The organism is Sphingomonas sp. MMS12-HWE2-04, from assembly GCF_044881185.1.
GTDB lineage: Bacteria > Pseudomonadota > Alphaproteobacteria > Sphingomonadales > Sphingomonadaceae > Sphingomonas.
Window position 1 is genome coordinate 3,410,135 of the sequence record NZ_CP173254.1, and the last position, 12,712, is coordinate 3,422,846.

General features: G+C 67.0%; 15 protein-coding genes. 5 read left to right on the forward strand and 10 right to left on the reverse strand.

From position 1 onward, the window contains the following. Positions 1 to 91: 91 nt before the first annotated feature. Positions 92 to 1,087: a ligase-associated DNA damage response exonuclease gene (locus AB2M62_RS15980; protein ID WP_404335370.1), complete on the forward strand. Its 996-nt coding sequence runs from the start codon at positions 92 to 94 to the stop codon at positions 1,085 to 1,087. A 3-nt stretch (positions 1,088 to 1,090) separates the two neighbouring features. On the opposite strand, the gene AB2M62_RS15985 is transcribed toward AB2M62_RS15980, so the two are convergent. The 6 genes from AB2M62_RS15985 to AB2M62_RS16010 all read right to left on the reverse strand — a co-directional run bounded on the left by AB2M62_RS15985 (position 1,091) and on the right by AB2M62_RS16010 (position 5,940). Next, a complete protein-coding gene (locus AB2M62_RS15985) occupies positions 1,091 to 1,480 on the reverse strand; it encodes a hypothetical protein (protein WP_404335371.1) in 390 nt (129 codons plus the stop codon). A gap of 38 nt (positions 1,481 to 1,518) precedes the next feature. After that, complete coding sequence (gene rpoN / locus AB2M62_RS15990) at positions 1,519 to 3,033, reverse strand: RNA polymerase factor sigma-54 (RefSeq protein ID WP_404335373.1); 1,515 nt, start codon at positions 3,031 to 3,033, stop codon at positions 1,519 to 1,521. A gap of 100 nt (positions 3,034 to 3,133) precedes the next feature. Further along, positions 3,134 to 3,916, reverse strand: coding sequence for an LPS export ABC transporter ATP-binding protein (gene lptB, locus AB2M62_RS15995; RefSeq protein ID WP_404335375.1), 783 nt, complete (start codon positions 3,914 to 3,916; stop codon positions 3,134 to 3,136). A 121-nt stretch (positions 3,917 to 4,037) separates the two neighbouring features. Next, complete coding sequence (locus tag AB2M62_RS16000) at positions 4,038 to 4,631, reverse strand: LptA/OstA family protein (protein ID WP_404335377.1); 594 nt, start codon at positions 4,629 to 4,631, stop codon at positions 4,038 to 4,040. Beyond that, the gene (gene lptC, locus AB2M62_RS16005; RefSeq protein WP_404335379.1) at positions 4,631 to 5,275 is read right to left on the reverse strand and encodes an LPS export ABC transporter periplasmic protein LptC; all 645 of its coding nucleotides are present in this window, start codon (positions 5,273 to 5,275) and stop codon (positions 4,631 to 4,633) included. The genes AB2M62_RS16000 and lptC overlap by 1 nt, the downstream gene beginning before the upstream one ends. Before the next feature lie 44 nt (positions 5,276 to 5,319). Then, entirely contained in the window at positions 5,320 to 5,940 is a 621-nt protein-coding gene (locus tag AB2M62_RS16010) for a ribonuclease D (RefSeq protein WP_404335382.1), read from the reverse strand. Positions 5,941 to 6,033: 93 nt separating this feature from the next. Between AB2M62_RS16010 and AB2M62_RS16015 the strand changes: the two genes are divergently transcribed. Continuing rightward, positions 6,034 to 6,909, forward strand: coding sequence for an LOG family protein (locus AB2M62_RS16015; protein WP_404335384.1), 876 nt, complete (start codon positions 6,034 to 6,036; stop codon positions 6,907 to 6,909). 54 nt (positions 6,910 to 6,963) lie between these two features. Here the strand turns inward: AB2M62_RS16015 and AB2M62_RS16020 are convergent, their stop codons facing one another. Then, positions 6,964 to 7,659, reverse strand: a complete 696-nt coding sequence (locus AB2M62_RS16020; protein ID WP_404335386.1) for a c-type cytochrome — start codon at positions 7,657 to 7,659, stop codon at positions 6,964 to 6,966. A gap of 102 nt (positions 7,660 to 7,761) precedes the next feature. Here AB2M62_RS16020 and AB2M62_RS16025 point away from each other — a divergent pair, with 102 nt between their 5' ends. The 3 genes from AB2M62_RS16025 to AB2M62_RS16035 all read left to right on the forward strand — a co-directional run bounded on the left by AB2M62_RS16025 (position 7,762) and on the right by AB2M62_RS16035 (position 9,511). Then, entirely contained in the window at positions 7,762 to 8,652 is an 891-nt protein-coding gene (locus tag AB2M62_RS16025; protein WP_404339978.1) for a prephenate dehydratase, read from the forward strand. 136 nt (positions 8,653 to 8,788) lie between these two features. Next, complete coding sequence (locus AB2M62_RS16030; RefSeq protein WP_404335388.1) at positions 8,789 to 8,989, forward strand: helix-turn-helix transcriptional regulator; 201 nt, start codon at positions 8,789 to 8,791, stop codon at positions 8,987 to 8,989. A 12-nt stretch (positions 8,990 to 9,001) separates the two neighbouring features. Then, entirely contained in the window at positions 9,002 to 9,511 is a 510-nt protein-coding gene (locus AB2M62_RS16035) for a hypothetical protein (protein WP_404335390.1), read from the forward strand. Here the strand turns inward: AB2M62_RS16035 and nudC are convergent. From nudC to AB2M62_RS16050, 3 genes are read right to left on the reverse strand one after another with little or no spacing between them, the layout of a single operon-like run. Next, positions 9,508 to 10,377, reverse strand: a complete 870-nt coding sequence (nudC, locus tag AB2M62_RS16040; protein ID WP_404339980.1) for an NAD(+) diphosphatase — start codon at positions 10,375 to 10,377, stop codon at positions 9,508 to 9,510. The genes AB2M62_RS16035 and nudC overlap by 4 nt on opposite strands. Before the next feature lie 4 nt (positions 10,378 to 10,381). Then, on the reverse strand, positions 10,382 to 11,662 hold the full coding sequence (locus AB2M62_RS16045) for a serine hydrolase domain-containing protein (RefSeq protein WP_404335392.1): 1,281 nt from the start codon (positions 11,660 to 11,662) through the stop codon (positions 10,382 to 10,384). After that, positions 11,655 to 12,701, reverse strand: a complete 1,047-nt coding sequence (locus AB2M62_RS16050) for an A/G-specific adenine glycosylase (RefSeq protein WP_404335394.1) — start codon at positions 12,699 to 12,701, stop codon at positions 11,655 to 11,657. The genes AB2M62_RS16045 and AB2M62_RS16050 overlap by 8 nt, the downstream gene beginning before the upstream one ends. Between the last annotated feature and the right edge of the window lie 11 nt (positions 12,702 to 12,712).

Genomic DNA, 12,712 nt, shown 5'->3' on the forward strand with positions numbered 1-12,712 from the left:
ATCGGGAATCGTCACTGTACCCAATCTAGGCACGCGGCCGCGTCTTTGCGATCCCGCGGGAACCGTTGGGCCCGCCGGACATAGAGACGCCATGGCCCTGGGAAGATGGATCGAACCGCGCCCGACGGGCATCTACCTTCCCGCGGCGGACGCGTGGATCGACCCCTCGCAGCCGGTCGAGCGCGCCTGGGTTACCCATGGCCATGCCGATCACGCCCGCGGCGGGCATGCCAAGGTGTGGGCGACACCCGAGACGCTGGCGATCATGGCGGCGCGCTATGGCCCGCAGAACGGCCAGCCGGTGCCGTATGGCGAGGGGTTTTCGACAGGGGGCATCACCGTGCGCTTCGTCCCCGCCGGGCATGTGCTGGGATCGGCGCAGATCGTGCTGGAGCATCAGGGCGAGCGCATCGTCGTCTCGGGCGATTACAAACGCCGCGAGGACCCGACCTGCGCGCGCTTCGAGCCGGTGCCGTGCGACATCTTTGTCACCGAGGCGACCTTCGGGCTGCCGGTGTTCCGCCATCCCGAAACGCATGACGAGCTCGACAAGCTGCTGAGCGGCCTGCGCGCCAATCCGACGCGCTGCGTGCTGGTCGGCGCCTATGCCCTGGGCAAGGCGCAGCGGGTGATCAAGGAGCTGCGCGTGATGGGGTTCGACGATCCCATCTATATCCACGGCGCGCTGCAGCGGTTGTGCGACCTCTATGTCGAGCTCGGCGTCGACCTCGGCGAGCTGCGCCCCGCCACCGGCGTCGCCAAGGCCGAGCTACAGGGGCGGATCATCCTCGCCCCGCCGGGCGCGCTCAACGATCGCTGGTCGCGCCGCCTGCCCGACCCGATCACCGCGATGGCATCGGGCTGGATGCGCGTCCGCCAGCGCGCCCGCCAGCGCAATGTCGAGCTGCCGCTGATCCTCTCCGACCATGCCGATTGGGACGAGCTGACCGAGACGATTCGCGAGCTGGAGCCCAAGGAAGTGTGGGTGACGCATGGCCGCGAGGACGCGCTGGTCCATTGGTGCCGGATGCACCAGATCCGCGCCCGGGCGCTGGAGCTGGTGGGGTTCGAAGACGAAGACGACTAAGGCTCAGGCCGCCCGGTCGCGCTCGATGCCGGTGCGCAGCCACGCCTCGGCCTCGCCCATGTCCTCGAAGAAATGCGCGTCGCGTGCGCCTACCGCGCGCACCAGCTGGCTGCGGGCCAGCGTCGGGCTGACGACGAACGCCAGCCGCTTCGCCCGATAGCTCGGGTCCGCGATCATCGCGCGGAACGCTTCGACCATTTCCTGCGCCTGGATCTTCATGTCGCGCACGTCGGTGAGCGTCACATGCTGGTTGGGTCTGCAGTTGAGCTGGGCGTGCGCGGCCGAACGCGCGGCGAGAAGGCCGGCAAAGTCCGCCTCGGTGAAGAAGCCGCTCAGCTGGATGCGGATCAGGTCGCGGCTCGGCTCTACGTCTATCGTATAGTGGGCACTCATTTCCTCATTATAGCAACGCCGCGCCGATAGGCGGTCAATCAGCCGACCCCTTCGAGTGCCTTTTGGCGCCGGCGCTGCACCGAGCTGCCGATTCCCAGCGCCTCGCGATATTTGGCGACGGTGCGCCGGGCGATGTCGAAACCCTTGGCGTTGAGCAGCTCGACCAGCGTATCGTCGGAAAGGATCTTCTTGGGATCCTCGGCCTGGATCAGTGCCTTGATCGCGCTCTTCACGGCCTCGGCCGAGACCGCGTCGCCGCCCTCGGACGACTGGATCGCGCTGGTGAAGAAATATTTGAGCTCGAACAGCCCGCGCGCGCAGCTGAGATATTTGTTCGAAGTGACGCGGCTGACGGTCGATTCGTGCATCTCGATCGCGTCGGCGACCTGGCGCAGCGTGAGCGGGCGGAGATGCGCGACGCCCTTGAGGAAGAACGCCTCCTGCTGCTTCACGATCTCGCCGGCGACCTTGATGATCGTGCGCTGGCGCTGATCGAGCGCCTTGACCAGCCAATTGGCGCTGGCGAGCATGTCCGACAGCCAGGCCTTGCTGGTCTTGTCCTGCTTGCCGCCCGAAATCTCGGCATAATAAGCGCGATTGACGAGCACGCGGGGAAGCGTGGCGGCGTTGATCTCGACGGCCCAGTTCATGCCCCGACGCGCGACGAAGATGTCCGGCACCACCGCCAGGGTCGGCTCGCCGCCATAGCGGCAGCCCGGCTTGGGATCGTAATTGCGCAGCTCGCGGATCATGTCCGCCAGATCCTCGTCGTCGACGTTGCAGATGCGCTTGAGCCGGGCGAGATCGCCGCGCGCGACGAGATCGAGATTGTCGATCAGCCGCGCCATGCACGGATCGTAGCGATCGGCTTCCTTGGCCTGGAGCGCGAGGCATTCGGCGAGATCGCGCGCGCCGACGCCGGTGGGATCGAAGCTGTGAATGACACCGAGCACCGCCTCGACCCGCACGAGCGGCACGTTGAGCCGGCTGGCGACGTCGAGCAACGAGGCGGTGAGATAACCGCACTCGTCGATCTGGTCGATCAGATGCGCGGCGATGAACAGTTCGGCACCGTCGATGCTGGCGCCGGCCTGCGCCATCAGATGATCGGCAAGGCTGAGCGCGGCGCTGCCGAAATTGTCGAAATCGGGGCCGTCCTCGGAGCCGCCACCGCCAGCGCCGCTCAGCCCCAGGCTGCCATCGAGACCGCCGACCGAATCGGCGGCGCTGTCATGATGGAAGGTCTCGGCCGTGAAATCGACGTCGAGCGCAGCCTCGCCCGCCGCCTCGCCACCGCCCGCGATCAGCTCGCCGGCATCGGCGGGGCCGTCGCGCGCGCCATCGTCGGATGCGGGCTCGACGGGGACGGGATCGGCGCCCTCGTCGCCGCCACCCGGCTGGGCATCGAGCAGCGGGTTCTTCTCAAGCTCTTCGGCGATGAAGGTCTCGATCTCCAGGTTCGACAGCGCCAGCAGCTTGATCGCCTGCTGAAGCTGCGGCGTCATCACCAGCGATTGCGACTGGCGTAGATCGAGGCGAGGCGCGAGACTCATTGGCCCAGCCTCCGTCCGACCTGAGCTTGTCGAAAGGCCGTTGCGAACAACGGTGCTTCGACAAGCTCAGCACGAACGAGGTTGGTCGACACCACCATCCCTACAGCTCGAAACTTTCGCCCAGATAGAGACGGCGGACATTCTCGTCGCGGACGAGATCGTCGGGCGAGCCGGCGAACAGCACGCGCCCGTCATAGATGATGTAGCCGCGATCGACGATTTCGAGCGTCTCGCGGACGTTGTGATCGGTGATCAGCACGCCGATGCCGCGCTGCTTGAGCTGGATGACGAGATCGCGAATGTCCGAGATCGAGATCGGATCGATGCCGGCAAACGGCTCGTCGAGCAGGATGATCGTCGGATCGGCGGCAAGCGCGCGGGCGATCTCGGCGCGGCGGCGCTCGCCGCCCGAAAGGGCCATCGACGGCGCGTTGCGCAGCCGGGTGAGGCCGAACTCGTCGAGCAGCTGATCGAGCCGCGCCTGGCGCGCCGACTTGTCGGGCTCGGCGAGCTCGAGCACGGCGAGGATGTTGTTCTCCACGGTCATGCCGCGAAAAATCGAGGTTTCCTGCGGAAGATAGCCGAGGCCCAGGATCGCGCGGCGATACATCGGCAGCTTGGTGATGTCTTCGCCATCGAGCATGATCCGGCCCGAATCCGGCTTCACCAGCCCCATCACCGAATAGAAGCACGTCGTCTTGCCCGCGCCGTTGGGGCCGAGCAAGCCGACCACTTCGCCGCGGCCGACCGAGACCGAGACGTCGGTCAACACCACGCGCTTGTCATACGACTTTGCGATCGAGACGACCGCCAGCCCTTTTTCGGGCAGCGGCGCCGGATCGGGAGCCGAGGTTTCGGGCGCGGCGACGGCGACATCGTTCATCTAGCTGTCCTCAATTGGACCACGCCGCCGCCCGTTGCCGGACGGCGCGATTGGCAGGATTCCTGCATGAAGAATCCGCGCGTGGAAAGAGCAAGTGCGGCGGAGTGTGGAAAAACGCCGACTATTGCTTGGGCGCGGGCGAAAGCGTGCCGCTGGTGCCGCTGTTCGTGTTGCGCTTGGGCACCGAGAAGCGGCCGGTGACGCGGCCGCCGCTACTGCTCACGCCGGGCTGGCCGGATGCGGCGCTGCTGCCGCCGACGCCCGACCCGTCGATCGTCGCGCGGCCGGTGTCGAGATCGATCGACAGCCGCGCGCCGGTGACGGTGTTGGACCCCTGGCGCAGCGTAACGCCGCCGATCATCGTGATCACCCGGCGATTGACGTCATAGACGCCATATTGCGCGCGCGCGGTCTGATCCGGGCGTACCACGGTGACGCCGCCCGAGGCATCGAGCCGCGAGACTTCCGGAGAGCCGTTGGCGATCTGGCCGGTATAGGCGACCGTGACGCGCGCCGCGGTGAGCGTCATCTCGGCCTGCTTGATCACGACGTTGCCGCTCAGCAGCGCGCGATTGGCCTTGTCCTGCAGCTCGATATGCGTCGCGCTGAAATCGATCGGCGCCGACGAATCGTGGCGCGTCTGCGCGGCGGCCGACGCCGAGGCGGCGAGCGCGATGGGAAGTGCTAGCGCGTACATGGCGGAACCCCGGATCATCAGCGCCTATTTGCGCGCTTCGGAAATATCCGCAAGCGCGCATTGCCGTCGAGCTTGACGGTGCGTTGTTCGAGATCGGCAGTCAGCTTGTCGCCGCTGAACTGGCCGCTGGGCGTGGTGCCGCTCACGCGGCCGCCGCTCGCCATCTGCCGGGTCTTGAGGTCGAGCGTGGCGTCATGGGTGTCGAGCGTATAGCCATCGGTCGTCTGGAAGCGGATCGGCCCGTCGACCGCGACCTGCTCCTTATCCATGTCGTAATGGCCGTGATCGGCCTTCACCGAAGCCGGACCCTCGGGAAGCAATATCTCCGCGGTCAGGTCGCGTAGCTGGACGACCGGCTCGGCCGAGCTCTTCTGCACCGCCTCGCCGGCATGGAGATGGAAGGGCTGCCCCTTGGCGTCCGCGCCGCGATAATCGGCACGATCGATCCGCAGCCGCTCGCTCGCCATATCGACGCGGTTCTTGTCGAGCAGGAAACTGGATTCGGCGCCCATCAGCAGCGGCGCGATGACCAGGAAGGCGGCGAGCACGCCGATCCCGATCGGCAGCAGGATGAGCCCGAGGCGCACTGCCTTGTCGTGATGACTGCCCGGATGGGCCCATCCACGCTTTTGCGAGCGGAGGCGTGCGGCGACGTCAGACATGCGAGGCCATGTGGGGTTCGCAGCCGAACAGCGCCAGTGCGGCGTTACATATGGGCAAAGATGTCGACCTCCGGCCAGCCCGCCAGATCGAGCTCCGCCCGCCAGGGCAAGAAATCGAAACAGGCTTGGGCGAGCGGCATGCGTCCTTCACGCTCGAGACGCTTGTCTAGTTCCACTTTCATCGCATGAAGATAGCGAACATCGGAGGCGGCATAATCCTTTTGCGCGTCCGAAAGATCGGGACCGCCCCAGTCCGACGACTGTTGCTGCTTCGAGATTTCGGCGCCGACCAGCTCGCGGGCGAGATCCTTGAGTCCATGGCGATCGGTATAGGTGCGCACCAGCCGCGACGCGATCTTGGTGCAATAGACCGGCGCCGCGATGACACCGAGATAGAAGCGGATCGCGGCGAGATCGAAGCGCGCGAAGTGATAGAGCTTCAGTCGTTCTGGATCGGTGAGCACCGCGCGCAGATTGGGCGCGTCATAGGCCGAATGCGGGCCGAAGCGGACGAGATGCTCGTCGCCCGAACCGTCGGACAGCTGGACGACGCACAACCGGTCGCGCGGCGTGATCAGCCCCATCGTCTCGGTGTCGACGGCGATCGAGGCGCCCGGCGCGAACACATCGGCGGGCAGGTCTTCTTCGTGGAAATGGACGGTCATGTCCGCGCGCATAGGCGCAACTGCCGCCGGGCTCAATGCCAAGCTCCGCCTGGGGGTTTGCAGGCGGGCGGCATTGGCCCTAAGCGGAACCAAATGAGCAACGACACACGCGTACCCAGCCGCGTCTTCGCCCCGGCCCAGCAGGAGGCCGAGTCCGCCAACACCGCGAGCGGGACGCCGCAGACCGAACATCCCGCCTATCGGCTCGCCTTCCAGGACATGGACTTCCTGCTGCGCGAGGACTTGCGGCCGGTGCGCTTCCAGCTCGAGCTGCTCAAGCCCCAGCTCATCCTCGACGAAGCCAATATCGCCTCGACTTTCGTGATGTATGGCTCGGCGCGGATCCCCGAGCCGAGCAAGGCGCAGGCGCTGCTCGAGCTTGCCGACACGCCGCAGCAGAAGCGGATCGCCGAGCGGCTGATCGCCAAGTCGCATTATTACGATGTCGCGCGCGAGCTCGCCCAATTGGTGAGCAACTTCCCGGTCGACGAAGCGGGCAAGCGGCACTTCGTGGTCACTTCGGGCGGCGGCCCCTCGATCATGGAAGCAGCGAATCGCGGCGCCCAGGATGTCGGCGCCGAATCGATCGGGCTCAACATCGTGTTGCCGCACGAGCAGGCGCCGAACCCCTATGTGACCCCCGGCCTCTCGATGCAGTTCCACTATTTCGCGCTGCGCAAGATGCACTTCCTGCTGCACGCTCGCGCGGTGGCGGTGTTCCCAGGCGGGTTCGGCACGTTCGACGAGAGTTTCGAGCTGCTGACGCTGATCCAGACCGGCAAGGTCCAGCCGATCCCGGTGCTGTTCTACGGCAAGGAGTTCTGGCAGCGCGTCGTCAATTTCGAGGCGCTGTGCGACGAAGGCGTTATTTCTCCGCGTGACCTCAACCTGTTCCGCTTCGTCGAGACCGCCGAGGAAGGCTGGGAGATCGTCCAGGACTTCTGGCGCGATCGCGAGACGCGGGCCTGACACGAAAGGGGCGGCCGCGCCGCCCCTTCTCGATGATCGCCTGGGCTGAGACGCTCAGTGGCTCTTGGGAAGCTCGGGGCGCTTCTCGGCCTGGATCGCAGCCTGCGGGCTCTTGGCAGGGGTGCCTTCGCCCGGCGTCGCCTGGTCCGACAGATTGGCCGTATCGAGCCCTGCGGTGGCGTTGGCCTCGGCGGCATTGTCCGCCGGCGGCTCGCCCGCCGCGGGTGCGGCCGGCAGCGGCAGGTTCGAGCCCTGGCTGTTGAGATAGGCGATGACGTTGGCGCGCGCCTGCGGATCGGCGAGACCGGCAAAGGTCATCTTGGTGCCCGCGGCGAACTTGCGCGGGCTGGTCAGCCACGCGTCCATCTTGTCGAAGTCCCAATTGCCGCCGACCGCCTTGAGCGCGTCGGAAAAGGCATAGCCGCCCTTACCCTGGGCGATACCCTCGCCCATCGTGGCATAGAGGTTGGGGCCGATGCCGTTGGCGCCGCCCTGGTTGATCGAATGGCAGGCGGTGCACTGCTTGAACACATCGGCGCCCTTGGCCGGATCGGCCTTGGCGAGGCGCACGGCGATCGGCTCTGCGGCAGCCGCGCCGCCGCCCTCGCCGCTTTCGACGCCTTCGATGGCATAGCCCATCTTCTCAGGGCGCTCGGAATGGAAGATCATGCCGCTGACGATCGAAAGGCCGAGTGCAGCAATGCCGCCGGCCAGAGCCCAACCTGCAATCGTATTGAACCGATCGTTCATTGCATGCCCCTGCGCGTAAGTTGTGCGATCCTTAGATCGCGTCAGGGACGACCGCAAGCCGCGGCTTGCTGGTTGCGCAAGACCAAGCTAGCGCCCGGCGCAATGGAGAATTTCGCCGCCCCCGCGCGACCGATCGTCGCGGCCATGACCGCCAAGGCCGAAGCCGCGCCGCTGCGCGCCGTTGCCTATCAGGGTGCCCCCGGCGCCAATTCGCACATCGCCGCACTGGAGGTGTTTCCCGACGGGCTGCCGCTCCCCTGCTTCTCGTTCGAGGATGCGATCGACGCAGTGAAGGAAGGCCGCGCCCACTGCGCGATGATCCCGATCGAGAATTCGCTGCACGGCCGCGTCGCCGACATCCACTTCCTTCTGCCGGAATCGGGGCTGACGATCGTCGGCGAGCATTTCCTGCCGATCCGCTATGGGCTGATGGGCACCCGCACGATCGACACGGTGCGCGAGGCGATGAGCCACCCGCAGGCGCTGGGCCAGTGCCGCCACTGGCTGAAGGCGCGCGGGATCGCCCCGGTCGCCTATCCCGACACTGCGGGTGCCGCCGCAGTGGTCGCCGAGCTCGCCGATCCTGCCGTTGCGGCGCTCGCCCCGCCGGGCGCTGCCGAACTGTACGGCCTGAACCTGCTCGAGACCGACCTGGCCGATGCCGAGCACAATATGACACGCTTCGTCGTGCTCGCCCGCGATCCGCGCCCGCTGCCCGACCAGGGGCCGTTCATGACCACCTTCGTGTTCGAAGTGAAGAACGTCTCGGCTGCACTCTACAAAGCATTGGGCGGGTTCGCGACCAACGGCGTCAACATGACCAAGCTGGAGAGCTACCAGCGCGGCGGCAGCTTCGCCGCGACCGAATTCTACGCCGATATCGTCGGCGGCCCCGGCGAGCCGACCGTTGACCGCGCACTGGAAGAGCTCAAGTTCCACTCGAAATGGATGCGGCTGCTCGGCACCTATCCGCAGGCGCGCGAACGCCCCTGAGACCGCGAACGCGGGCTCGAGCGGAGCATGTTGACATTTACCTGGAATTGTTGTGTAAAGACAACATATATACAGGTTATTCGCTCAAGTGACTCAAATCCACAACCGTATCGCAGTCTTTCGCGCCGAGCGCGCGATGAGTCGGCGCACCTTGGCGGATTGCGTGGGCGTGAACCCGCAGACGATCGGCTATCTCGAACGCGGCGACTACAGCCCCAGTCTAGAGCTCGCGATGAAGATCGCGCGGGTGTTCGACGTGTCGATCGAGCTGCTGTTTTCCTTCGAACCCTTCGAACCCGTCGCGGCGGCGCTGCGCCGCGCGGGTGCATCCGAATAGCGGAGGCACGTCATGACCAAGTTCAACCAACGCTTCTTCGCCCGGCTCGATGCGGCCGCCGAGCGTACCGGCGTGCCCGGACTCGCCCGCGGCACCCAGCGGCGACGCCATCTGCGCTGGCCTCCGGTGCTCGCGCTGGCGCTCGCCGGCAGCGGGATGCTGTTGGGGCTCATCCGTGCCGAGATCGCACCGCTCGGATTTGCGCTGATCATGGCCGGCTTCTCGATCGCCGTGATGCTGCCGCTCTCCGGGCCGCTCAAGCCTTGGGGGGCGCCCGATCGCGTCGACGAATTCGATCGCGCGTTGCGCAGCCGGGCGTTTCTTGCCGGCTTCGCGGCAACCAGCGTCGCAGCGATGGCCGGCATCTGGCTGCTGTTCGGGCTGGCGATGCTCCAGAACTGGTCGAAATTCGCGCTGCTCGACCAGCTCCGCGCGCTCAGCTTCACGCTGATGGTGCTCTATTCGGCGGTGCCGACGCTCTATGCCAGTTGGACGACGCAGCCCATGGGCGAGGAGGACTAGCGCCCTACCCAGGCGGTGAGTAGCGTGTGCGCGATGGCGTAGGGTGGTGCCGCGCCGAACGGAGCAGCGGGATCGCGGGCCAGCGCCAGCGCCACCTCTTCGCGGGTGAACCAGCGTGCGTCCTCGAGTTCGTTGGTATCGATCGTCAGCGCATCCTCCTCGGCCTCGGCGATGCAGGCGATCATCAACGACGACGGGAAGGGCCAGGGCTGGCTGGCGACATAGCGCACGTTGCGCACGCGCACGCCCGCCTCTTCGTGGATCTCGCGCGCGACTGCTTCCTCGATCGATTCGCCGACCTCGAGAAAACCGGCGAGCGCCGAATAGCGGCCCTGTGGCCAGGGCGGCTGGCGGCCGAGCAGCGCGCGGCCCTGATGTTCGGCGACCATGATCACCACGGGATCGACGCGCGGAAAATGCTCCGCGCCGCAATTCGGGCATATCCGTGCCCAGCCGGCGCGGAAGATCGCGGTGGCGGTGCCGCAATTGGCGCAGAAGCCGTGGCGACCATGCCAGTCGACCAGGCTGCGGGCCCCGGCATAGAGCGCGGCATCCGATGCCTCGAACCGATCGAGCATCGCGAACAGGGCCGGCGATCGCCCGGCGGGCACTGGCGCGCCGGGTGCCAGCGTATGGGCGAACAGCGGCGCGCCATCCTGGGCGAACCCCAAGAAGAGCCGCTGCCCCTCGGCCGCGTCCAACGTGGACCAGATCAGCCGCCCGGCATCGTCGAGCTGCGGATCGAGCCCGTCGAGGACTAGCAGCCGCGCGCGCGGATCCGCCAGCGCGGCATCGAGAAGCGCAGGTTCATGGCGGACGCGATCGGCGCGGTCGACCGTGTTGCCGGTAAAGCCGGGAGCGAGCATGCGATCAGTGCGCGAGATCGGCATAGACTGCACGGCCGGCATCGCGCTTGAACGGCACGTCGCCGAAGATGTTGACCATCGCGGTCACCCGGACATGGTTGGCCGGATCGACCCAGCCGATCGAGCCCGCGGCGCCCGCCCAGCCGAACGTGCCCTTGGCCGGCCCGCCCGGACGATCGGCGAGATAGACCGATCCGCCCGCGCCGAAGCCCATCGCAACGGCGCTGTCCTTGGTAGTGTCTTCGAGCAACGTTTTGTCGACGCCGGCGGGCAGCAGGTCCGACATGGCTAGCTTCACCGTTTCGGGCTTGAGGATGCGCGCGCCGTCCAGCGTGCCGCCGTTCAGCAGCATGGCGAGGAAGCGATCATAGTCGCGCGCCGACATCACCAGCCCGGCGCCGCCATAAGGGAAGCTGGGCGGAGTCAACCACACCGAGCTCGCGCCCGGATCCATCGGCACGCGATTGGTACCCATCAGCGCATAGTTGGTCGAGAAGATGCCGGCCTTGTCGGCGGGCACCGTCCAGTAGCTCGCCTTCATCTTGAGCGGGGCGAAGATGCGCGTGTTGACGAACTGGTCGAACGGCACGCCGCTGGCGACTTCGATCACCCGGCCGAGCACGTCGAGCCCGATCGAATAGCTCCATTTGGTGCCGGGCTCGGCGATCAGCGGCGCCGAGGCGACGCGGTTGGCGAATTCCTCGAGGGTTGCGGGGCGGACCGAGCGCATATTGGGCTCCATCGCCGCGCTGACCTGCGCCGGGTTGATCCCCAGCCGGTTATATTCGTCGAGCAACGGGCCCTTGGTGATGATGTTGTAGCCAAGGCCGGCGGTGTGCGTGAGCAGGTTGCGCACGGTGATCGGCCTGGTAGCCGGCCGGGTAGCCAGATCCTTGGCGGGATCGACCAGCACTTTCATCGACTTGAACGCGGGGATGAAATCGCTGATCGGCTGGTCGAGCTTGATCTTGCCTTCCTCGACCAGGATCATCGCCGCGATCCCGGTGATCGGCTTGGTCATCGAATAGACTCGCCACAGGCTGTCGATATCGGCCTTGGCTGCGTTCGGCTCGTCGGCGATGCGGCCCGCGGCGACCACCGTCGGCGGCAAGCCCTGCGTCCCGAACGCGATCACCGCGCCGGGGACGCGGCCTTCCGAGACATAGCGATCGACCAGCGCGCGGGTGGCATCGGTGCGGACGACAGTGGCGGCCTGCTGTGCCGGCGCCTGGGGGGCGGCGAGCAGCAGCGTGGCAACGATCCCGAACCCGATTCGCTTAAGCATGCATCCTCCCCAATATCCGCGCGGCCTTGGCGAAGACCGTGGGCAATCCCGCCGAGTCGATCTCGGCGATCGGCCACCATTCGCCCTCCGGCGCGCCTGCATGCGCCGCGATTGTGGCAGTCGCAAGCGCGACGTCGAGATTGAAATGGGTAAAGCCGTGGCTGACGCGCTCGTCACGCAGCAGCCAGTCGGCGGGCACCGGAGCCCCTTCGAGCAAGGGCGGCGTATCAGCCCAGGGACCGGTGGGCAGCGCGCGCATGCCGCCCAGCAGCCCCTTGCCCGGACGTCGCACGAGCAGCACCGCGTCCCGGCGCACCAGCCAGAACATCGTGCCGTAGCGCTGGGGCTTGGGCGCCTTCTTCGCCTTGACCGGGAAGGCCTCCGGCGCGCCCGAGGCATAGCCATCGCAGCGATCGTGCAGCGGACAGGCCAGGCAGCGCGGCGCGCGCGCAGTGCAGATCGAGGAGCCGAGATCCATCATCGCCTGGGCGAAATCGCCGGCGCGCGCGGCAGGCGTGATCGCATCGGTGCAATCGCGAATGCGCGGGCGCACACCCGGGAGCGGCTCGGCAAGCGCGAACAGCCGCGTGACCACCCGCTCGACATTGGCATCGACTACCACCGCACGCTCGCCAAATGCGATCGCGGCGATTGCCGCGGCGGTATAGGCGCCTACGCCCGGCAGGGTGCGCAGCTCGGCCTCGGTCCGGGGAAGCGCGCCTCTGGCGGAAACTTCGCGTGCGCAGGCGAGAAGGTTTCGCGCCCGCGCATAATAGCCCAGCCCCGCCCAGGCGGCCATCAGATCGGCATCCTCCGCGGCGGCGAGCGATGCGAAATCGGGCCAGCGCGCAGTGAATTTCTCGAAATAGGGGATGACGCTGGCGACCTGGGTCTGCTGGAGCATCACCTCCGAAAGCCAGACGCGATAGGGCTCGGTGGCGTTGGCGCCGGGCGGCGCGCGCCACGGCAGCCGGCGGGCATGGGCATCGTACCAGGTGAGCAGCGGGACGGCGATTTTGCGAGGGACGTTGTCGGGCACAGGCCCCTATG

Excerpts from the sequence above, each read along its gene's own strand:
- AB2M62_RS15980 (WP_404335370.1), top strand. The coding sequence starts at position 92 with ATGGCCCTGGGAAGATGGATCGAACCGCGCCCGACGGGCATCTACCTT.
- AB2M62_RS15985 (WP_404335371.1), bottom strand. The coding sequence starts at position 1,480 with ATGAGTGCCCACTATACGATAGACGTAGAGCCGAGCCGCGACCTGATC.
- rpoN (WP_404335373.1), bottom strand. The coding sequence starts at position 3,033 with ATGAGTCTCGCGCCTCGCCTCGATCTACGCCAGTCGCAATCGCTGGTG.
- lptB (WP_404335375.1), bottom strand. The coding sequence starts at position 3,916 with ATGAACGATGTCGCCGTCGCCGCGCCCGAAACCTCGGCTCCCGATCCG.
- AB2M62_RS16000 (WP_404335377.1), bottom strand. The coding sequence starts at position 4,631 with ATGATCCGGGGTTCCGCCATGTACGCGCTAGCACTTCCCATCGCGCTC.
- lptC (WP_404335379.1), bottom strand. The coding sequence starts at position 5,275 with ATGTCTGACGTCGCCGCACGCCTCCGCTCGCAAAAGCGTGGATGGGCC.
- AB2M62_RS16010 (WP_404335382.1), bottom strand. The coding sequence starts at position 5,940 with ATGACCGTCCATTTCCACGAAGAAGACCTGCCCGCCGATGTGTTCGCG.
- AB2M62_RS16015 (WP_404335384.1), top strand. The coding sequence starts at position 6,034 with ATGAGCAACGACACACGCGTACCCAGCCGCGTCTTCGCCCCGGCCCAG.
- AB2M62_RS16020 (WP_404335386.1), bottom strand. The coding sequence starts at position 7,659 with ATGAACGATCGGTTCAATACGATTGCAGGTTGGGCTCTGGCCGGCGGC.
- AB2M62_RS16025 (WP_404339978.1), top strand. The coding sequence starts at position 7,762 with ATGGAGAATTTCGCCGCCCCCGCGCGACCGATCGTCGCGGCCATGACC.
- AB2M62_RS16030 (WP_404335388.1), top strand. The coding sequence starts at position 8,789 with ATGAGTCGGCGCACCTTGGCGGATTGCGTGGGCGTGAACCCGCAGACG.
- AB2M62_RS16035 (WP_404335390.1), top strand. The coding sequence starts at position 9,002 with ATGACCAAGTTCAACCAACGCTTCTTCGCCCGGCTCGATGCGGCCGCC.
- nudC (WP_404339980.1), bottom strand. The coding sequence starts at position 10,377 with ATGCTCGCTCCCGGCTTTACCGGCAACACGGTCGACCGCGCCGATCGC.
- AB2M62_RS16045 (WP_404335392.1), bottom strand. The coding sequence starts at position 11,662 with ATGCTTAAGCGAATCGGGTTCGGGATCGTTGCCACGCTGCTGCTCGCC.